Source organism: Enterovibrio coralii (assembly GCF_001559595.1).
Taxonomy (GTDB): Bacteria; Pseudomonadota; Gammaproteobacteria; order Enterobacterales; family Vibrionaceae; genus Enterovibrio; species Enterovibrio coralii.
On record NZ_LNTY01000060.1, the window covers coordinates 52,003 to 73,774 of the forward strand.

The 21,772-nt window shown below is 42.8% G+C and carries 14 protein-coding genes and 1 pseudogene; 6 read left to right on the forward strand and 9 right to left on the reverse strand.

The annotated features are described in order from the left end of the window. Nucleotides 1-22 precede the first annotated feature (22 nt). From ATN88_RS23860 to ATN88_RS23880, 5 genes are all read left to right on the forward strand, one after another. Entirely contained in the window at nucleotides 23-1,594 is a 1,572-nt protein-coding gene (locus ATN88_RS23860) for a type I restriction-modification system subunit M (protein ID WP_067419981.1), read from the forward strand. Further along, nucleotides 1,591-2,814: a restriction endonuclease subunit S gene (locus ATN88_RS23865; RefSeq protein ID WP_067419982.1), complete on the forward strand. Its 1,224-nt coding sequence runs from the start codon at nucleotides 1,591-1,593 to the stop codon at nucleotides 2,812-2,814. The genes ATN88_RS23860 and ATN88_RS23865 overlap by 4 nt, the downstream gene beginning before the upstream one ends. Before the next feature lie 47 nt (nucleotides 2,815-2,861). Then, nucleotides 2,862-4,043, forward strand: coding sequence for an AAA family ATPase (locus ATN88_RS23870; RefSeq protein ID WP_067419983.1), 1,182 nt, complete (start codon nucleotides 2,862-2,864; stop codon nucleotides 4,041-4,043). 8 nt (nucleotides 4,044-4,051) lie between these two features. After that, a complete protein-coding gene (locus tag ATN88_RS23875) occupies nucleotides 4,052-7,150 on the forward strand; it encodes an HsdR family type I site-specific deoxyribonuclease (protein WP_067419984.1) in 3,099 nt (1,032 codons plus the stop codon). A 315-nt stretch (nucleotides 7,151-7,465) separates the two neighbouring features. Continuing rightward, nucleotides 7,466-7,819, forward strand: coding sequence for a hypothetical protein (locus ATN88_RS23880; protein ID WP_157490808.1), 354 nt, complete (start codon nucleotides 7,466-7,468; stop codon nucleotides 7,817-7,819). Here ATN88_RS23880 and ATN88_RS25950 read toward each other — a convergent pair. Together ATN88_RS25950 and ATN88_RS25955 are read right to left on the reverse strand one after the other, a co-directional pair. Continuing rightward, on the reverse strand, nucleotides 7,816-8,448 hold the full coding sequence (locus ATN88_RS25950) for a zincin-like metallopeptidase domain-containing protein (RefSeq protein ID WP_198158455.1): 633 nt from the start codon (nucleotides 8,446-8,448) through the stop codon (nucleotides 7,816-7,818). The two genes, ATN88_RS23880 and ATN88_RS25950, sit on opposite strands and share 4 nt — an antisense overlap. 19 nt (nucleotides 8,449-8,467) lie before the next feature. Continuing rightward, the gene (locus tag ATN88_RS25955; protein WP_198158453.1) at nucleotides 8,468-9,169 is read right to left on the reverse strand and encodes an ssDNA-binding domain-containing protein; all 702 of its coding nucleotides are present in this window, start codon (nucleotides 9,167-9,169) and stop codon (nucleotides 8,468-8,470) included. Between the two features lie 1,508 nt (nucleotides 9,170-10,677). Here ATN88_RS25955 and ATN88_RS23905 point away from each other — a divergent pair. Continuing rightward, nucleotides 10,678-11,322, forward strand: a complete 645-nt coding sequence (locus ATN88_RS23905; protein ID WP_067419990.1) for a GNAT family protein — start codon at nucleotides 10,678-10,680, stop codon at nucleotides 11,320-11,322. A 185-nt stretch (nucleotides 11,323-11,507) separates the two neighbouring features. Here the strand turns inward: ATN88_RS23905 and ATN88_RS23910 are convergent, their stop codons facing one another. From ATN88_RS23910 to ATN88_RS23940, 7 genes and pseudogenes are all read right to left on the reverse strand, one after another. Then, the gene (locus ATN88_RS23910; RefSeq protein ID WP_067419991.1) at nucleotides 11,508-12,074 is read right to left on the reverse strand and encodes a hypothetical protein; all 567 of its coding nucleotides are present in this window, start codon (nucleotides 12,072-12,074) and stop codon (nucleotides 11,508-11,510) included. After that, the gene (locus ATN88_RS23915; RefSeq protein WP_067419992.1) at nucleotides 12,067-15,345 is read right to left on the reverse strand and encodes a type I restriction endonuclease subunit R; all 3,279 of its coding nucleotides are present in this window, start codon (nucleotides 15,343-15,345) and stop codon (nucleotides 12,067-12,069) included. The genes ATN88_RS23910 and ATN88_RS23915 overlap by 8 nt, the downstream gene beginning before the upstream one ends. 101 nt (nucleotides 15,346-15,446) lie before the next feature. Beyond that, nucleotides 15,447-16,841 carry a restriction endonuclease subunit S gene (locus tag ATN88_RS23920; RefSeq protein WP_067419993.1) on the reverse strand — a complete coding sequence of 465 codons (1,395 nt, stop codon included), beginning with the start codon at nucleotides 16,839-16,841 and terminating at the stop codon, nucleotides 15,447-15,449. Then, nucleotides 16,831-18,451 (reverse strand): annotated as a pseudogene (locus tag ATN88_RS23925) (N-6 DNA methylase). The gene ATN88_RS23920 and the pseudogene ATN88_RS23925 overlap by 11 nt, the downstream one beginning before the upstream one ends. A gap of 653 nt (nucleotides 18,452-19,104) precedes the next feature. Further along, complete coding sequence (locus tag ATN88_RS23930) at nucleotides 19,105-21,078, reverse strand: AAA family ATPase (RefSeq protein ID WP_067419994.1); 1,974 nt, start codon at nucleotides 21,076-21,078, stop codon at nucleotides 19,105-19,107. Continuing rightward, entirely contained in the window at nucleotides 21,075-21,479 is a 405-nt protein-coding gene (locus ATN88_RS23935; RefSeq protein ID WP_067419995.1) for a hypothetical protein, read from the reverse strand. Before ATN88_RS23935 ends, ATN88_RS23930 begins: the two co-directional genes overlap by 4 nt. Further along, entirely contained in the window at nucleotides 21,476-21,691 is a 216-nt protein-coding gene (locus tag ATN88_RS23940) for a helix-turn-helix transcriptional regulator (RefSeq protein ID WP_067419996.1), read from the reverse strand. Before ATN88_RS23940 ends, ATN88_RS23935 begins: the two co-directional genes overlap by 4 nt. Nucleotides 21,692-21,772 lie beyond the last annotated feature (81 nt).

Consider the following 21,772-nt stretch of genomic DNA (forward strand, 5'->3'; position numbering starts at 1 on the left):
ATATAGAGATTAGGAAATAGAAATGGTTAGTACTCAACAACGTGCTGTACTACAGCGAAGCATATGGTCGATTGCGAATGATGTTCGTGGTTCAGTAGATGGCTGGGATTTTAAGCAGTATGTACTTGGTACATTGTTTTACCGCTTTATCAGTGAAAACTTTACAGCTTACATCACGGGTGGCGATGAGAGTGTTGATTACGCATCAATGGCTGATGATGATGAAAACATCGAAGCAGCGAAAGAAGATGCGATTCGTACCAAAGGGTATTTTATCTACCCAAGTCAATTATTTTGCAATGTCGCCAGCAAAGCAAAAGACAATAAAAATTTAAATACGGATTTAGAAAAAATCTTTGTTTCTATTGAAAATTCAGCAAACGGTTTCCCGTCTCAAAAAGACATTGATGGTTTGTTTGCTGATTTTGATGTTACCAGCAATCGTCTCGGTAACACCGTAGAAGCGAAGAACAACCGTCTTCGGAAAGTCTTGCAAAGAGTCGCTGAACTCGATTTTGGTAAATTTGAAGATAACCAAATTGATTTGTTCGGTGATGCCTATGAGTTCTTGATTTCTAACTATGCAGCGAATGCGGGGAAATCAGGTGGTGAGTATTTTACGCCATCTCATGTTTCTAAACTGATTGCACAACTAGCAATGCATGGTCAAACAAGCATCAACAAAATTTATGACCCTGCTTGCGGATCTGGCTCGCTATTGCTTCAAGCTAAAAAACACTTTGATGCACATATCATCGACGATGGTTTTTATGGTCAAGAGTTAAATCACACTACCTATAACTTGGCTCGTATGAATATGTTTTTGCACAACATAAATTACGATAAGTTTGATATTCAACTAGGTGATACGCTAGAACACCCATGTTTTATGGATGAGGACACCTTTGATGCTATCGTCTCTAACCCTCCTTATTCAGTGAAATGGATTGGTAGTGATGATCCAACACTTATCAATGATGAACGCTTTGCACCTGCTGGCGTGCTTGCACCTAAATCGAAAGCAGACTTTGCTTTTGTTCTTCATGCACTAAATCGTTTATCGTCAAAAGGTCGAGCTGCTATCGTTTGCTTTCCGGGGATCTTTTACCGTGGCGGTGCAGAGCAGAAAATCCGTAAATATCTGGTTGATAAAAACTATGTTGAAACAGTCATCTCACTTGCGCCTAACCTGTTTTTCGGCACAACCATCGCTGTGAATATTTTAGTGCTGTCAAAACACAAAACAGACAATAAAACGCAGTTCATTGATGCTAGTGGTGAGGACTTCTTTAAAAAAGAAACCAACAATAATGTTCTTACTGATGACCATATCAAACAGATTATTGAGATGTTCGAAAGTAAAACCGATATTGATCACGTCTCGAAGATAGTGCCGAATGACGATATTTCAAATAATGAAAACAACTATAGCCTTTCTGTTAGCACGTATGTTGAAGCTAAAGACACACGTGAAATGGTTAATATCACTGACCTTAATGCTGATTTACATACCACTGTTACGAAGATTACTCAGCTTCGCAGCGATATTGATGCCATTGTTGCTGAAATTGAAACAGGGAAGAAAAAAGCATGAGAGGTATGGAATTCATTGATAAGTTATTAGACGGTATTGAGATTGAATGGAAAACATTAAAAGAAATCGCAATTATCGGGACAGGAAGTAGCAATACAAATGAAGCATTAGAAAATGGCAAGTATCCATTTTTTGTTCGTTCTCAAACGCCTCGAACAATTAATGAGTATGAATTTGATGAAACAGCAATTATTACCGCTGGTGATGGGGTCGGAGTTGGTAAAGTATTCCATTACGTCAAAGGTAAATATGCCCTACACCAAAGAGCGTATAGAATTGTAGTAAATAATGATACTGTAGATTCGAAATTCTTATATCACTTTATTAAAACAAATTTTGCTAAATATTTAGAAAAAACGTCGGTTCACGCTTCCGTAACATCTCTACGAAAGCCAATGTTTGAAAAATATTTAGTACCAATCCCATGTCCAAACAACCCAGAAAAATCACTTGAAATCCAAGCGGAAATTGTTCGTGTATTGGATTCTTTTTCTGAGAAAACAAAAGCATTAACTTCTGAGTTAACAACCGAACTTAATCTTCGTAAAAAACAATATGATCATTATCGTGATCAATTGTTCGATACTAAAGATAATCGCTCAAATTTACAGTTATTAGGAAATCCTAAACTTGGTAAATTTGTTCGAGGTGGTGGGCTACAAAAAAAAGACTTTACGGATAATGGTGTCGGTTGTATTCATTATGGGCAGATATTTACCCATTATGATACAGCAGCAACCGCAACAAAATCTTTTGTATCTAAAGAATTTGCTTTAAAAGCTAAAATGGCTAGTGAAGGAGATTTAATCATCGCTACTACAAGTGAAAATGATAAAGATGTATGTAAAGCAGTCGCTTGGTTAGGATCTGATGATATAGCTATAAGTAGCGATGCTTGTATTTATAAGCATTCTATGAATCCAAAATATGTGTCTTATTATTTCCAAACGGAACACTTTGATAAGCAAAAAAGAAAATATATTACTGGTACAAAAGTTAAACGTGTTAATGCTGACAATCTAGCTAAAATACAAATCCCAGTTTTATCATCCGACGAACAAGAAAATGTAGTAAATTTTCTTGATGAGTTAGAAAATAAAAATAATTTAATAATTAATTCATTAACAAAAGAAATTAAATTACGTCAACAGCAATACGAATATTATCGTGAACAACTGTTAAGTTTCAAAAAACAAGATGAGACTATAGTAAATGAGTAAAACGCTAAAGGAAATAGCGGAACAGCTAAAAAGAATCTAAAAAGAAAGTGCAATTAATCTATGCTTTTAATGGGACGGGTAAAACTCGTCTTTCTCGTGAATTTAAAGATTTAGTTGCGCCTAAAGATTCAGAAAATGAAGAACATGATGGTGTGCAGCCACGTGATCGGATTCTTTATTATAATGCATTTACAGAAGATTTGTTTTACTGGGATAACGATTTAGAAAATGACGTAAAACCGAAGCTAAAAATACAACCAAATACTTTTACAGGTTGGCTTCTGGACTTGATAGATACATCTGGTGAATATAGCAATATCGCTGAAAATTTTCAAAAATATACAGGTAGCAAAGCTAATCCGGTATTCAATCCAGAATACAAAATTAAAAATCCTGATGATAAAGAGAAAGAAATTGTTGTACCTGCTAATTCTGAGATTACCTTTGAAATAGCTTCAGACAAGCCTGATGATTATGAATCAGCTATTGAAGAAGAAAGTAACAACGTTGTTCAAGGTAAATACGAAGTCATTAAAATTTCAAAAGGCGAAGAAAGCAATTTTGTGTGGAGTGTTATGTACACTCTTTTACAGCAAGTAATATCCAACCTTAATGAGATAGATCCCACGAATAGATCCATCGATAACTTTAATACCTTAAAATACGTATTTATTGACGATCCAGTAAGTTCACTTGATGATAACCATCTTATTGAATTAGCAATAGATTTAGCAAATTTAATCAAATCTAGTCAATCTTCTGATTTGAAATTTATTATCACAACCCATAACCCACTTTTTTATAATGTGCTTTTTAATGAATTCAGTAAAGCTGAAAAGTTAATTTTAAGAAAATCATCTGATGGTAATCATGAATTAATAGGGCAAGGAGATGACTCACCTTTTTCATATCATCTATATCTAAAAGATGAGCTTAATAAAGCAGCTGAATCTGGTGAAATTAATAAATATCATTTCAATTTTTTAAGAAACGTACTTGAAAAGACATCAACATTTTTAGGTTATAAAGAGTGGGGAGAATTATTGCCTCAGTCAAAAGCTAGATCAAATCCATACGCAAGAGTTATCAATCTTTATAATCATGCTAAGCATTCAGGGGATGAGATAAGTGAGGTTCAAGAAGAGCATAAGCGTGTTTTTAAATATTTAGTGAAAGAGATTGACAGTATTTATAAAGGTACGAGATCTCAAAATACAACACAGGCTTAGGCAAGAAAATGCAGAAAAACAACACCATTGCAGAAACAAATAGTTACATCGTACTTGAAGAATACACAAATACGTTACAAATAAATGATAGTTATCAAAGTGAAAATGATTTAGAACGTGAATTAATTCAAGACTTACGCAATCAAGGTTATGAATATTTACCGACTGTCACAACGCCTGATGCGTTGTTAGATAATGCACGTGTTCAACTTCAAGAGCTTAACAACGTAAAATTTACAGATGCGGAATGGTTACGTTTTCAAGAAGAATATTTGCACGCAGCAAGTGATACTATCATTGAAAAAACAACCAAAGTTCATACCGATTATATCTATGATTTCATCTTTGATGATGGGCATATTGAAAATATTTATCTGTTTGATAAAGAACTGCTTGCACGTAACAAAGTGCAAGTTATCAAACAACTTGAGCAAACAGGTATTCACGCCAACCGTTATGATGTCACCATTCTTGTTAATGGTCTTCCGTTAGTTCAAATCGAACTTAAAAAACGTGGCGTTGCTATTCGTGAGGCTTTCAATCAAATTCATCGTTATAGCAAAGAAAGCTTTAATGAAGAAAATTCACTGTATAAATTTCTTCAATTGTTTGTGATTTCAAACGGAACAAATACACGCTATTTTGCGAACACAACAAAGCGAGATAAAAACAGTTATGATTTCACCATGAATTGGGCGAAATCAGACAATAGCTTGATTAAAGATCTGAAAGATTTCACCGCCACGTTTTTACAAAAAGAAACTTTGCTTGAAGTATTGCTCCGTTATTCTGTTTTTGATGTAAGTAACACATTGTTAATTATGCGCCCGTATCAAATTGCGGCAACCGAGCGTATTTTATGGAAGATTAAAAGTGCTTTTAACACCAAAAATTGGAGTAAAACAGAAAGCGGTGGCTACATTTGGCACACCACAGGTTCGGGTAAAACACTAACCAGTTTCAAAGCAGCACGCCTAGCTACAGAGTTAGATTTTATTGATAAAGTGTTTTTTGTTGTTGATAGAAAAGATCTTGATTATCAAACAATGAAAGAATACCAACGCTTTTCTCCCGATAGTGTAAATGGCTCAGACAGCACAGCAGGGTTAAAGCGAAACATCGACAAAGACGATAATAAAATTATTGTTACGACGATTCAAAAGCTCAATAACCTGATTAAAGGCGAAAGCAAACTTGATGTCTATCAAAAACAAGTGGTGTTCATTTTTGATGAATGTCACCGTAGTCAGTTTGGTGAAGCACAAAAGAATATTAAAAAGAAGTTCAAGAAATTTTATCAATTTGGTTTTACGGGCACACCTATATTTCCGGAAAACGCTCTTGGTGCGGAAACAACAGGCGGTGTGTTTGGTCAACAGCTTCATACTTATGTCATCACAGATGCTATCCGTGATGAGAAGGTGTTGAAATTCAAAGTTGACTATAACGATGTTCGCCCTCAGTTCAAAAGCTTTGAGACAGAGCAAGATGAGAAGAAATTAACTGCAGCAGAGAACAAAAAAGCGTTTCTTCATCCAAGCCGTATTCGTGATATATCACAATATGTGTTGAACAACTTCAATCAAAAAACACATCGAGCTTACATAGGCGCAAAAGGGTTTAACGCCATGTTTGCTGTAAGCAGTGTTGATGCTGCAAAAGCTTACTATGAAGCGTTCAAGCATCTCCAAGAAGGGAAAGACAAGCCGCTAAAAGTAGCGACTATTTTTTCATTTGCAGCGAATGAAGAACAAGATGCGATTGGTGAGATTGAAGATGAAAGCTTTGAAGTGAATGCAATGAATAGCACCGCTAAAGAGTTTTTAACCGCAGCAATCAATGATTACAACACCATGTTTAAAACGAACTTTGGTGTAGATGCGAATGGTTTTCAGAATTATTACAGAGATCTCGCCCAACGAGTTAAAAAACAAGAAGTGGATTTGTTGATTGTTGTCGGCATGTTCTTAACAGGGTTTGATGCACCAACACTGAATACGTTATTTGTTGATAAGAACCTTCGTTATCATGGCTTAATGCAAGCATTTTCAAGAACAAACCGTATTTTTGATGCGACAAAAACTTTCGGTAACATTGTTACTTTCCGTGATTTAGAACAAGCCACTATTGATGCGATCACCTTGTTCGGTGATAAGAACACAAAAAACGTCGTGCTTGAGAAAAGTTACAAAGAATACATGGAAGGTTTTACCGATATTGCTACGGGTAAAGCTCGTCGTGGTTTCATTGAAATTGTTCAAGAGTTAAAACATAAATTCCCCGAACCTGCGGCTATTGAAACTGAGCAAGAAAAGAAAGATTTCGCCAAGCTGTTCGGTGAGTATCTAAAGGTTGAAAATATTCTTCAAAACTATGATGAGTTTGTCAGCCTTAGAGCATTTCAAGATCTCGATATAGATGATCAACAAGCAGTAGAAGAATTCAAAGCTCAGTATTATTTGAATGATGATGAAGTTGAATCATTGAAGCGCATTGATATGCCTTCTGAGCGGTCAATTCAAGATTATCGTTCAACATACAATGATACCCGTGATTGGTTACGTAATCAGAAAGCTGGCGAAGACAAAGATAAATCAACACTAAATTGGGATGATGTTGTTTTTGAAATTGATTTGTTGAAATCACAAGAAATTAACTTGGATTATATTCTTGAGCTGATTTTTGAGCAGAACAAGAAGAATAAGACCAAGGAAGGGTTAATCGAAGAAGTGCGTCGTCTTATTCGTGCAAGCCTCGGCAACCGAGCAAAAGAAAGTCTTGTTGTCGATTTCATCAATCAAACCGATCTGAATAAGATCACTGATAAAGCCAGTATCATTGATGCTTTCTTTAAGTTTGCTCAAGAAGAACAGAAACAAGCAGTGGCTGAGATCATTGCTTCTGAGCAACTCAATGAAGAAGCCGCTAAACGGTATATAAAAGGCTCGTTAAAGCGTGAATTTGCGTCAGAGAACGGAACTGCGCTTAATGACGCTTTACCCAAGTTAAGCCCATTGAATCCAAAGCACCGCACATTGAAGCAAACTGTTTTTCGTAAGGTTGCTGAATTTGTAGATAAGTTCAAAGGCGTTGGTGGAGAGATTTAATTTTATGATTGAAGACGGTAATAATAAAAGCCGTCTTCAATCATGAAATAATAATTCATAGCGTCATATTTTATATTAATAAAACAAATAGCGAAAATAATATCCGCATTGATTTTTTAAATGTGCTTGTTTTATTATTTTTTTTAAATATTAAGATATATTAAAAACTTAATTCTTGATATTTTTTAAGTGTATAATTTTTTATTTCTTGCATTTTTACAACCAAATCATATATGAGTCATGTTCGTTATCGCATAATAGAGATTAATTATGAATAACTTATATGTGTGGTTATTAAAAAATGAGGAAATAAATATGACGTTAGATAATAAAACCTATTATAAAATAATTGAAGTAATTGCTATTAATGCCATCATGGATAATTTTATTATTCTTGATAAAAGCAACTTTGAGGATCAAGAATTACTTGATAAAGCTATCTCTGATGTGGTGGTTTCAAATCAAGTCAATATTTTACTGCGCTTTCCCCATTTAGGGCGATTAAAACTCATCGAAACCTTAGCGTTTTATGAGATATTGTCTTGGGATCATATATATATACTTGAAAAGGAACTTAAAACCTATCAAGATGATTATATTCTCGATGAGTCGGATCATCGAGTGGCATTGATTGAACTTAAACATCAATATGTTGATAAAATCCATTAAGGTTTTATTGTTAATCGCTTGGTTTGAAAACAAGGTTCATCATCTTTATCTTTGCAATGTAATACATTATGAATTTGTTGCATCTTTTCAAAATGAGCGGTGCTTTGTTCTAGTATCGTTGCGGCTACGCCGTAAATATTGCGCTGGTGTTTGTCTGTATAAACGGTAATGCCGTCTTCACCCAAATAATCAAAGCCAAGTAATTGTTGGTGTTTTAATGGGATTAATGAAGCGTAATTTATCGCTTCTTTTTCAATAGTCAGATGCAGTTCATGGTTAAATTTATTGTTAAGATCAACTATCACATCACAATGGGTTGGTGCTTGATAAGCAGGATTTTGGGCAAGTAAGCGTTTATGTGCTTCAACTTTATCGCAGATAAATTGCTGCGCTTCTTTGGCTTGTTTGCAAACGCTTAATAAAGCGTGTTTTTTATCAGAAAAATGGCTTGCCCAACCTTCAAGATATTTGGCATGAGCATGAAATGTTTCAAGTCCTTCATCTAAGCACATAAAGAGAGTCGCTGTTTCCGCAATTAATTCTTCTTTAGCATAATCGACAGATCCAAAGGGGTGTCCCATTGGGCGACCTAATTCCTTGGCGGTTGAATGACTTAATTCATGTAAAATTACCGCAAAGTAGGCTTTGTCAGAGCTGAATTTTTTCGAGGCGGCACAACAATGCGATGCTCTTTGGGGGAGTAATAGGCTTTATCGCTGTTTTTTCAATGACAGGAACACCCACTTCATCAATGATTAGTTGCGCTTTTTTAACAAAAGCAAGATCTTGATTTTCAGGTAACATCACTTTTGCTTCAAGTGCTTGCTGCTTGGCAAAATAGTCACGCTCTTTGATAAATTTATCGGGCAATAGGTGCTGAATTTTCTCAAGGGGAAAGACTTTATAGCCTTTTAAACCCTTTTGATATGAAAAACCCGCTTCTTTTATTTTTTTTGCAGTCATGCCTTGGGTGCGCTTTTCAAAAAGCGCTTTAGAGATTGTTTTACCTTGTTTTTTATAAGTTTCTAAATATTTCACGACCAAGTGATCGAGCGTAATGCCTTTAAGTGGTTTATCTGGGTCAAAGTCATCACTTTTATCGGGCAGTGTGTCTTTTATTTCTTCAAGTAAAGTTGCTGCTTGTTTAAATGTGGCATAAAGCGGCACTTTCACTGCATATTCCGCTTGATCTTGTAATAGCATAATAATATTTACACCGTTATAAATATTATTATGAAAATTTCGAGGTAAGGCGGTTAAGGTTGAGATATAAAAACTCACATCCACATCATTATTTGAGTGTGGCTTATCGCTTTTGGGTTTTGAAAAATATTCAAATAAACGCTCCAAAATGACACTTTTTTGATTGTTATTAATGGTTTTTCTTCTGACATAAATAATTCCTTTTTTATTTATGTCTTACCACGTATTTTGAAATATCAAAGAAGCGTGAGTTTTCTTATATGAAAAATGGCGTTTTAAAGCGAATAACTATTTTAAATGCAATGAAAAATATTTTGGTTATTCTCGCTAATGGGCATTTGCGAGAAAATAAAACCAATAAGCATCTTATTGTTCGCCTTGATAAATTTAAAGGCAAAGACTCACTTTTTTGTACAGGCAAAGAGATACATATTTGCTTTAGTAACTAGTATGTATCTCTATTACAGAAAAATGATTTTATTAATATTGAGCTTGCTCCCTTAATGGGCTTTAAAAAAATATCGTCTATAAAGCTTTATGTTCAGGTCAAAGCCTTTAAAAACTATAAAGCAGGATTGTATTTCTTGATTGACTTTTTAGGTGTGTCGACAAATCAATCACGAAAAGATCAAATTCGTTCGATCAAAATGAAAATAAAATCTATTCATTTGGTTGATAATGTAATTTATCACCACTCAACAGCGATAGTCGATAAAAACACGCCAAGGTATACTTTGAATTGGTGCGTAAGTAAAAAACGTTATCTCAATAGGTTAACTATTTAATTTTAATGAATTAAGGTTTTATCATCTTGTTCGTTGTTTTGATCTTTTTACCCAAAGCAGAAGTAAGCGGTTTATTTTCTAGCCTTGGTAAATGTATTTTCTCTGCATGCGTGTGGCTCACCTATGTGGCTCACTTGCTGTAATGACGGGTTTTAGCGAATTTAGGTGAGAATGAGCACAAAAAAAAGCTTGTAATCATTTGATATACAAGCTTTTTTTTTCAAACGTTTGGTGGAGCTGGCGGAAACTGATTCCACCACTTAACCAATTGATTGGTATGACAAACCCCGAATCAACTTTCGTAAATGGTCCACGCTGTGGGCCATTCACTGATAATTTTGAATTTTGTGAGATTAATCAGATTATGATGGCTTGTCCATCAAAACCACATACATATGCCACCTTAGCCTTGGCAGGCTAGGGTGATAGCGTCATACAAAGTGGTGACTTATTTGTTTCGAAACGACAGACTCCACTCACCAAAGGATACTTTTATTCGCGTTAGGGGGGCGGGGGAGTAGCTTCCCGCCGTTAGTTCAGTGATTGACTCCCTGTGCTGGTGTTTACACTCGTAGCATATTTAAGAAAACACAGTCCTTTTATCGTTACACTGACCTGTCATGTATATAGCTTTAACGTTGATCAATATCACAAAGTTAAACTTTGATTTTTGCATCGACGCTTTCTCTAACGTACGCGCGTACGCGTGCGTGATTCTTTATTTATCGATTGAATAACAATGGGATATGTTCATTTATGTAACAAGGGGAGCGAGGCTGTCCTGCTTCCTTGTATCAACTGGATGGGATGACTAGGGTGATTTTGAAACCCAAAAGCTTTTGTGTTCAATCACAGATAAGGAGCCCTACAATGTTTTATTCATTCAGATATTCAAGCACCACAGAGGTAAGCACTGAACAAGTTCAAGAGCCTGCCCTTTGGCTAACGGAACATGAGTTGGAAATATTTGATACAGACTCTGATGATGAGCGCGATCATTGTCTAGTTGGTAAGGCTAAGTTCTACTATGCCGATGGCAACGGTGCTCTCCGGGCAGGGCTACTGCCGGGAGTCTTGTTGGATGAGACTGAAGCATTAAATCGAATAGGAGAGAAGTTCTTCAATACAGATTTGGAAGCTGGCTATTATCAAGACTTCATTGATGACGAGGTGTGCAATCGGCTTGATATTAAAAACGATTGTTTGAACATGCTTATTATTGACAGGTTAGAAATATTACCTGAATACCGTGGGCAAGGTCTGGGACTGAAAGTTCTGAATGAAGCGATCAGACTTCTCTCGTCAGACGCACAGATAGTTGTACTTCAATCCTTTCCATTGCAACATGAAGGTAGTAGATGTTTCGATACTCCAGAGAAAGCCGAGTGGCGAAAAAAAATGTGGCCTCACAAGATGGCTATAGGAAAGCCAGAAGACAGACTTAAAAGTTACTACGAGAGTATGGGGTTCATTGACCTCGGAGACGGAATCATGGCAATTACAGTGAGTAAGTAGTCATGTCTGTTCAAAGCTCAATCTTTAGGTCCGCCATTTTGGCATGCCCTAAATTTCCATCCACACTTGAGGCCGTCGCACTGTCGATTCGCGTCTTCACAAGCCGTTAGACACTGGATATGAGCCTCTGAGTAAGCGTATGCCGTCGATGTTATCTAGCACACTGAAATGTCATCGCTTACCTATCAGTTTGCAAGATAAAGTACCCAGTGCCACCCCGATTTGCCGATAGCCCCTTTGGCTGTAAATTTTGCCCCGTTGAGCTTTTTCTGTTCGCAAGGCTCCCACTGTGACACTAATACAAACACTTTGCTTGCACAGGTATAGCACTCTTCATTTTTGCGTCCTTTGACGTAGAACTTCTTTGATAGTGAGCTCAGCTTTTTGATGTCGCCTTGAACCCCTTCAAGAGCTTTTTCATCCGCACGTTTGCTTTGTTTCAGTTCGATCAGGTGATAATCGCCTTTGGTGCCAGACCACAACCAAAAATCAGGCTTGGCAAAATTCGACGCTCTTGGTTTGTTTGCCCAGTGGATAGCATACTCACGCCACCACTGGCCTTTATCAGAAGGCACTCGTTGGTGGAGGAAGCAACTCAGTTCGACCTGAAGCCAGTTCTCCCAGCCAGTTATGCGCTCTTTGGCAATAACGGTCAGGCGGCTTTCCATTTCTGGTCGTTCGAAGAACTCACGTAGCAGCGCAACAGGGTCTGTCACGCTGGTGGTTGTGTCAGTAGCGGTGCTGTTAGCCATGGTACTTCTTAAAATTCTCCGCCTGCTCCAGTACGTTTTTATATACGTCATCATTCGCAACGGGCGGGAAGCCGAAGCGGTGTAGTAGCAGGATGAGGTCGACCTTCAGCTTGGCTTTGATGTCGTCGCGTTTGCTCCAGTCTGGGTACTGTGCGGTGTCATCAACGACGACCTTCATTTCCTTCGCTAGTTCGAGCATCTTGTCTTCGTCGTAGGTGAACTGATACTTCTCACACATGTGTGCCAGGATATCGAGGAACGCCTTCTCTTCCATATCAATGCCCAAATCGACGAACGACAGCATCTCGGCTTTGATGTCGTAGATCATGTCGGTCATCATCTGGCTGAAGGTATCGAACTCTTCACCGTTCAGTACATCGTTTTCTTTGCGCTCGTTGTACTGGTCCACCAGCGCCTTGAAGCGTTTGGAGAAATCTATCCCCTGTAACTGGTTCACTTTCTTGAAATCGCTGATGGCCTTTTCCAGCATCTTTTGCAGCAACTGCATCTTGGTGTTTGGCAGTTTGATTTTGTTGATGCGGTCCATGTACTCGTCATCAAAGATGTCGATGGTTTCGGCCTTGTCATCGCCCAGCAGGAAGATTTCCTCCACGCCCTCAGCGCGGATGGCTTCAGCAATCATTTCACGCACACGCTTGTTCATCTGCGCGGTATCGGGCGCATCGCCTTTGGTCAACTTGAACACGATAGAGCGCACCGCAATGTAGAAGTGGATGCGTTCGCGCTCGTCCTGCGTGATTTCCTCACTGCCCACACAAACGTCATAGGCAGCTTTCAGGCGCTTCACAAGGGCCATGAAGCGGAGTTCGATTTTCTTTGACTGAAGGGCGAATTCAGCGGCTTTGTTCAGGCACTCCAGCTGCTTGACGGGTTCTGCGGCAAAGTAATCGCTGCTGTCAAACGTGTGGAACATCTGACCGAGCAAGTGAAGGTGATTGCGTACTTCAATCAATGACTGACGGATATCCTCAAAGTTGGCTTCGTCGGCCTTGGAGTACATCGCCAGCGCCTGATTCATGCGGGATTTGATACCGATGTAATCGACCACTAGCCCCTTGTCTTTGCCCTCGAACTTGCGGTTCACGCGCGAGATGGTCTGGATGAGGTTGTGCTTTTGCAGCGGCTTGTCGATGTAGATGGTGTCTAGCTCGGGAACGTCAAAGCCCGTCAGCCACATGTCCACGACGATGGCGATTTTGAAATTCGATTTGGCGTTCTTGTACTGCTTGTCGAGTTCCTTGCGGTACTCCTTGGTTCCCAGCAGGCCGTACATATCGGCTTCGTCGTCTTTACCACGGGTCATCACCATGTTGACCATAGGCAATGACATCAGCTCTTCTTTGTCTTTCTCGGTCAGCTCGACGCCATCAATGGCCTGCTTTTCTTCGAACCACTCAGGGCGAAGTGCTTTCACGTTCTTGTAGAAGTCATACGCGATTTCACGGTTGGCACAGACGAACATCGCCTTGCCTTTGGCTGACGAACCTTCAGATACCCGCTTCTCGTAGTGGTCGACAAAATCTTTCGCCAACGCCTCAATGCGGTCTGGATCGCCCAGAATGGCGTTCATGTTGGCAGAGGCTTTTTTGCTCTCTTCAATCTGGTGCTCGTTGGCCCCCATGCGCTCGCATTCTTCGTAGTACTTCTCTATCTCTTCCAGCTTGCTGTTGTCGAGAATCACCTTGGCAGCGCGGCCTTCGTAGACGATACGCACCGTAATGCCATCATTGACGGCTTCGGTCATGGTGTAGGTATCAATCGCAGGGCCGAACACATCCAGCGTGGCGTCGATAGGCGTACCCGTAAAGCCCACATAAGTGGCGTTAGGCAGCGAGTCATGCAGGTACTTGGCGAAGCCGTAGGTTTTACGGATGGTGCCTTTTTCTTGGTCGATGGTGATTTTCTGGTCGAGGTTAATCTGGCTGCGGTGCGCCTCGTCCGAAATACAGACCACGTTGCTGCGATTGGTCAGTAGTTTGATGTCTTCGGTGAACTTGTGAATGGTGGTGAGGAACACACCGCCACTGGCTCGCCCTGCCAGCTTGTCGCGAAGATCCTGACGGCTGGTGACAGGTTCAATCACAGCATCGCCAATGTAGGCGGTCGCGTTGCAAAACTGCTTGGATAGCTGGTCGTCGAGGTCGGTACGGTCGGTGATAAGTACAATGGTCGGGCTTTCAAAGTCGACCGACTTCATCAACAGGCGCGACAGAAACTGCATGGTGTAGCTTTTGCCACAGCCCGTTGCGCCAAAGTATGTGCCGCCCTTACCTGAGCCGCCACCTCCGTCATAAGGGACGATTTCGCCCTTGGCATCCACCACCTTGCGCTCTTTTTTGATGTTGTAGTACAGCTTACGGGCAGCGTAATACTGCGGGTAACGGCAGCACAGCTTGATTTCTTTCTTGCTGGTGTCGGGGAAGTAAACAAAGTTTTTGATCACGTCCAACAGGCGGGTTGGGTGAAACAGCCCCTGAATCATCGTATAGAGGGCGTTGATACCGTCTTTCTCGGTGGATTCGTTACCCGTTACCTTGCGCCATGCGTAGAAAAATTCATAGGGCGCAAACAGGTTGCCCATCTTGTTGGTGACTCCATCGCTGACGATACACAGGGCGTTGTAAACAAACAGCTTGGGAATGTCGCGGCGGTAGCGCACACACAGCTGACTCCATGCGTCATAGGTGGTGGCCTCTTCTTCACGCACGGCGGATTTGAATTCGAACACCACCACAGGCAAACCGTTGACGTACATAATGGCATCAGGGATGCGCTTCTGTTGGTCGACGCCTTCAATCTCCAGCTGGTTCACCAAGCGGTAGCGGTTGTTGTCCGCCTCGATGGTATCTACGCCTTCCACAAACATCGCCGCCAGTTTTTGAGGCAGGGCTAGGGTATCAATCAGCTCGATGTAGAGGTCTTTCTGGTTGCGGTCTTCACGCTTGAGCAGGAAGCCATTACTCAGCCACTGACAGAAGGTTTTGTTGCTCTGGTACAGGTCGCTGGCTGGCAGGGTTTGCAACTGACGGACGATGGTTTCAATTTCGCCCTCAGTGATGCCGTCTGCTTTGTACTGGGCTTTAAGGTAGTCTCGCAGGTCATCGAGGATCAGCACTTCTGCGTCATCAGAGCGTGGTAACTCGCTGCCGATGTGGTGCGGGTACACCTGTTGTCCGGATGCGGTGTGATGCTCACCGAGTAAGGTGATGATGGCCTGTTCCAGTTTTGCTTCGTCAAAGTTGTGAGTCATGGCGTCCTGTCTATTCTTATTCTTCTGTTTGGTGCGACTTGCTGGTGGCGATATAAACGGATGGTGACAGCCACCATCCGCTGCTCGATTAAATTTAATCGTTATGCGCTTACGGTTTCTTGAACGACAGCAGCCTCAACATCATCAAGGCGTAGCTCGCCGGAGATGAGTTTGGGCAGCAGGGTGTCGCGGAGTCTGGTTAGAGAGTCAAGTTGCTCTGCATTTTTTGCCTTTTTCTCTGTCCATTTGGAACATATCAACTCAAATTGGCTCTGAATTAGTTCATCACCTACGCAAACTTTTTGGTTTCCAAAATCCCCCTTACGGAAAAATTCGCGCGCGCTGCCAGAAGCCAAACCAATCGACTTTGAAACCAACATATCTAGCATGTACTTCACATAGCTTTGATGGGCTATTGAATTCTTTTTGGCTCTGAAACACCACATATTCTGGTTTCGCAGTGCTGGTAATTGATGTGGGAAAATCATTGCACATTTACCCACGCTCGCTCCCACCATAACTAAGTGGTAATCATATGGTTCACAAAGGTATTTTTTGTGGCTATCAAGGAATGAGTCAGGCAAAAACACGTCATCATTTGCTCGGGCAACTTCACCGTTTTCAAAGTTTTTTGTTCGTAGTACGAATTGACCGCTAGTAGCGTAGTCTCCACTTTTAAACGCAAAGCCGTTCAAGATTTCTGAAATCTCACTTACAGAGGAAATGGCCCACCCCTTCGGCACCCAGCCAAGCTCGCTTTCTTCAAACGCATCTGGGAACAGCCGTCGCACATCATCGGGCAGTTGCTTGAAGCCTTCACTTTCGCGCACTGCTTTGCGCGCTTCAGCGCGGTGTTGCTGTTCGTCGGGGATCGGGTTGCCTGCATCCTGCGCGTTATCTATCACAGGGTCGAAATCGACGAACCATGACTTAAACAGCTTCTGCGCCATCTGCTCCAACGTCTGGCTGATTTGGCGGTTGAGCGTGATTTTGTTATCGATGGCGCTCAGTTGGGCTGCGATTTGAGGTTCTTGCTCAAACCATCGGGGGATTTCAAAAGCCTTCAATACAGGGATTCGAATATTACTTACTGTTGTACCTGTACCTTCATTCCATGAAATTTGATGCTTCACGAATGGCGATTGGAGGGCCCAAAAAAGATACTCGTTTGATATTCCTTTCTTGGGTCTTAGTAGTACCTGACGTTGTCCCAAACAGCATTGGAGACCCTCAGGAATAATGCAAACCTCTCCCATTGGTGCTTCGCGAGTGATAACAATATCACCAGCTTGAGGGACTGCTCGTTTAATCCTGCTGTTATAGCCCGCTTCATCCGTATAGCTTGGAGATGTGAGGTCTAACGCACCATTGCGAATGTTCTGATTTCGTAAGACAACAAAACCTGAATCTGTCCACTTTGGTGTTGAATGAGGACAGTCAACGATCAGCTCGCACAGGTCTGAGAGTTTCGTCGTTACAACTGGATTACTTCCCATAACCCAACGCCTCCATATTGGCGCGGATCGCTTTATCAAGGTTTTCGGCCTCGTCTAGTTGACGATACAGGGTCTGGGTCAGTTCGGTCATCTTGGTTTCAAACGGGATGCCGTCGTCTTCCAAATCGGCTGCGCCACATAACGTCCCGGTGTCAGTACAAAGTCGTTGGCTTTGATGTCGGCAATGGTTGCCACCTTGCAGTAGCCTGCGGTGTCTTCGTAATGCTCAACGCTGATTTCTTTCGCGTCAATGCGGCGAGTCAGTTCGCTTTGCTCACAGCGCCACGTGTGGTAGGTGTCGGCAATCTTGGCGATGTCGTCACGGGTCAGCTCTTTGTGTACACGGCTGACCATTGTGCCCATTTCACGGGCGTCGATAAACAGGGTTTCGCCTGTGCGGTCACGGTAGCCATAGCGCGGGTTGGCCTTTTTGTTTTTGGTCATGAACCACAAGCAAACAGGTATTGTGGTGGTGTAGAACAGCTGACCTGGCAGGGCAATCATGCACTCAATGCGGTCGTCTTCAATCAGCTTCTGGCGGATTTCGCCTTCACCGCTGGTGTTCGAACTCATTGAACCGTTCGCCAGTACAAAACCTGCGGTGCCGTCTTCACTCAGTTTCGACAACATGTGCAGAATCCAACCGTAGTTAGCGTTGCCTGTTGGCGGGGTTCGGAAGCCGTTAAAGCGCGGGTCATCCGTTAGCTCGGCTTCGTTGCGCCAGTCTTTCAAGTTAAACGGCGGGTTCGCCATGATGAAGTCGGCTTTCAGGTCTGGGTGCTGGTCGCTGAAGAAGGTGTCCGCTGGGCGTTCGCCAAGGTTGCCCGTCAGGCCACGGATCGCAAGGTTCATCTTCGCCAGTTTGAAGGTGGTGGTGGTCAGCTCCTGCCCGTAGATGGCGATGTCTTTGCTCTTGCCCTGATGGCTTTCAATGAACTTGAGCGACTGAACAAACATACCGCCCGAGCCACAGCATGGGTCGTAGATTTTGCCTTGGTAGGGTTCGAGCATTTCAGCCAGCAGGGTTACGACGGATTTTGGCGTATAGAACTCGCCGCCGCCTTTACCTTCGGTTGCTGCAAAACGACCCAAGAAGTATTCGTACACACGGCCTACCAAGTCCTGCTCGCTCATATCGCATTCGTTAGCGAGGGTGTCGATGTTTTCGATGGCATCAATCAGGGACGCCAGCTTTTTCACTTCCAGCCCCATGCGTGAGAAGTAGTTATCTGGCAGCGCGCCTTTCAATGCGCTGTTGTTCTTCTCGATGGTAGAGAGCGCGGAATCAATGATGACGGCGATGTCATCTTGCTTGGCGCGGGCTTTCACGTAGGACCAGCGCGCGTCTTCCGGCAGGAAGAACACGTTGTCTTGCTGGTAGAACACATCCATATCAACGAAGCTTCCTGCCCGTTATCAATCAACTGCTGGCGCTTGGCCTCGAACTTGTCGCTGATGAACTTGAGGAACACAAGGCTGAGTACCACGTGCTTGTACTCGGACGACTCGACGCTGCCGCGCAGCTGGTTGGCGGTGTCCCACAGGGTTTCTTCAAAACCTTTGACGGCTTTCTTTTTCGCTGGTGTCTTCTTTGCTGGTGCTTGGGCCATGCTGGAGGTTTTCCTGAATTCGATGTTCGGCTTGTCTGGCAAGCGTGCTGCGCACGGAGAATACACCGTACTATAGTTGCGCGCATTCTACGTGATGGCTGTTGGATACGCCATTTTTCGTGGGTTGCGTGGCGAACAGATAGGCGGTATTTCTTGGAAATCTGATACCGCTTTTCTGCCTGACTTTTGATGGGTGTAAATTAACATGATGTCAGTAAATCTGTACGTGTGTTGGGTCAAAAATGTGGCGCGTTCAGCGAAGAAGAGCAGGGTATTCGATAACGTTGTGCTGGGGGAACGAAGGGGGGCAAGTTACTGAAATGGGCTACTAAATAGTCCATGAATGGTAATGATTTTCACTATTGTCTTTGTCGTTTTGATTTTAATGGCCTCTTGATTGATTTGGCGCTGCGTTGAAGCGTTCATGGATGGAGGTTGTTTACTCTTACTCAGCACTTTTCTCTGGGCCGGACTGGATTCCTTCCCCCTTAGAGGGGGGGAAGGAAATCCGGTTAGAGTCTGTGAACCGGATTATTAGCCGGATGCGGATTTTCAGTTTGTAGAAGCCCCGTATTCTCTGGGCTCCAAAGGCGGATTAAAAGTGGACGATAAAAGAGTGTCCGCCAATGGGCCGGATTCAGGGGCGGATTGGGTTAGTCGTCAGTGACGGGGTAGAGCTTGTCACTCTCAAGGTCTAATCGCTCACATTCGAGCAACGACTTTAAGTGTTTATCAAATGCGGTACGTCGGCTGTCTGGTTTCCGCTCATCTGCAAACTCTTCGACAAACCTGCGGCGCAACGCGAGTCGCTCAATAGAAGGATGTGCTTCAGCTTGGTCGACAATCCAGCGCATTTCTTCTGCCTTCTTATCGTCTCTTGCATTACGCAGAGGCCCTGTAACAGCAACACGGTCAACAATTAGGGAGGTTATCGGGTCGCCGTCTTCATCGTTGATGTCCAACGGCACCTCTCGTAATCGTAGAGAAAATGGCTCCAACTCTTCGGCATCTTTCTGCTTCTTGTTAGTGACTTTTACAATTTCGCTAGGAGGCTCGCGGTCAATTTCTATCTCTGTATCGACGGCTGCTTTTAGCGCTGAAGCCCCTCGCGCCCCTCTGGTTTTATCTTTGCCTGAATGGTGGACAGCAACTACCGTTGCGCCTGTTTGTTGGATGATGTAGTCACAGCCCCTGACGAACGAACTGATTTCATTGTTCTTGTTCTCATCACCATCGAAAGTGCGAGCCAGTGTATCGACAACAACAAGTGAAACTTTCACGCCCTCTTGCGCTTCAATGTCTTTTAGCGTGTCAACGATTCGTTGGGCGTCGAGCGGATTATTCATGATGATTGGCTCTTCAGGAATGAATATCTCGTTGTAGAGTCTGTCATCAACCAGTTCTCGTGCTCGAATTCGCTTCTCTACAGCAGCTCTTCCCTCGGCGGCGATGTATAGCACTGCCCCTTTTTCAGTCTTGTGTCCGTGCCAAGGTTCGCCTCTTACGATGGCAAAACACATGTCTAACGCGACGAATGATTTGAAAGAGGCTGATGGGCCATAGATATAACCAAATATGCCTCTGCCAATCAGGCCTTTAATTAACCATTTCAAGTCAAGATTTAACCCTTGGCTGCCTCTGGTGTAGCGTAAAGGATTGCGTCCACGTTCATCTGGGGATTCATGTGTTGTATGCCCTTTGGGCATAAGAGCCTTGATTGCTGAAGCGGCTTTTGCTTTGTCGCCGCCATGCTCAAAATGTGCATAAAGTTCAAAAGCATCAACCACTCGCCCTTTCAACGGGTCGCAATCATGATGGGAATAGCTATGGTTACCTTCACCAAGAATAGTGACACCAGCTAATCCACTTTGACTCTTAGGATGAATGTAGCGCTTGGAGCCAACTTTCTTGTAGCCGTAATCGAGCAGGCAATTTTCCAGCGGTACGTGTTGATTGAAGTAGGTGATGGGCGAGTCAAGAAGGCCACGCTCGTGAGCCTTCTTTTTGTCTCGGAAGTTGGCGAGTGATTGTTGGTAGGCAGCGGCGGCTGCATAAACGGGGCTGTCGTGCGCCACAGAGAGTGGGTCACCATCGGCCGCTTTGTATTCATAGGTGTCATCGTCTTCGAAAGAGGCAGGCAGGAACCATGCTTGTGATGCTTTTTTCCCGCTTTTGTCCGCCGTTGGGAAAATGACATCGTGTAAGTAGTCAGCCAGTGTTTGCCATTCCGCCACAGAGAGAGCACCCTCAAGCGGCAAGATGGCCCGAAAGCGGGGACGACCCTGTGAGTGGCTGATGGTAGAGTAAGTAACGTACTGTGTGATACCCAAATCGCTTAGCACGTTTATTACCTGATCCAAGGTTATCTCACCGCTGTCGAAGTCCAAGCCGATGGCGGTGAGTCCCTCCTCCTCGATATCCTCTTTTAAGCGCCGACTAGCGGCACTGAGAATAATGTTGGATTGGCCCCGCTTTACTTCTGCACGTTCATCATCTGACAAACCTTCAAATACGCTGCGGGTCATGGCAATGACATTAGGTGTTTGTGTCAAATGGACCAGTTCACCCCAGTTCATTGCGTTGCCACCTTCCGTGGTCTTGATGTTTACGAAGGTTCGGTAGCTCACTTTCGTGTCTCCTTATTTGTCAGTGGTGCTGAGAAATCAGCGTCGTTAGCTGCTGCTTTTCGAGAGAGGCGTTGATGTTCGTGAAAAACAAACAGGGTTACAGCCGCGATCTGCGCTTCATTGGATAGCGCGTAATGGGTTCGTGGCTCATTGAGCAAAGGGTTAAACCGCTGGCGGCGTGCAAACCTGATATTGAGTTTCGTTTCTAGGCAGCTAACGAGGTTGCGTCCACTGGTGGTTCGGCAATGTTTGTTGATGTCCGTTTCAAAGACACCGTCTTGCTTATTCAGCAACAACTCAGCGCATTGGAGCAGCTTGGTGGTGGCTTTATCTTTAGTATCCAACGATTGGCAAAGCGGTGAAGTCAGGGCGCTCAGGGCGCTAAGGGCGGAACGAATCATGACAGTTCTCCATTGTTCAGTCGTTCAATGAGTGCTTCGATGTCGTCAGCTCGCCACGCGGTGGTGCGAGGGCCGAGCTTGACGCTTTGGGGATAGAGCCCTGTTTTCACGCCAGCTAACCAGCTGGAGCGGCTGACAGGGATCAGGGTCAGAATGTCGTCTAGGCGGTAGAAACGTTGCTTGATGATGTTTTGAGGATCGGAATTCAACATGGTAAATGGCCTCGTGCTGGTGAACATGAGCCATTTAATCGGGCAGGGAAAGTTTTATCGTCCCCATTTAAATTTATTTGG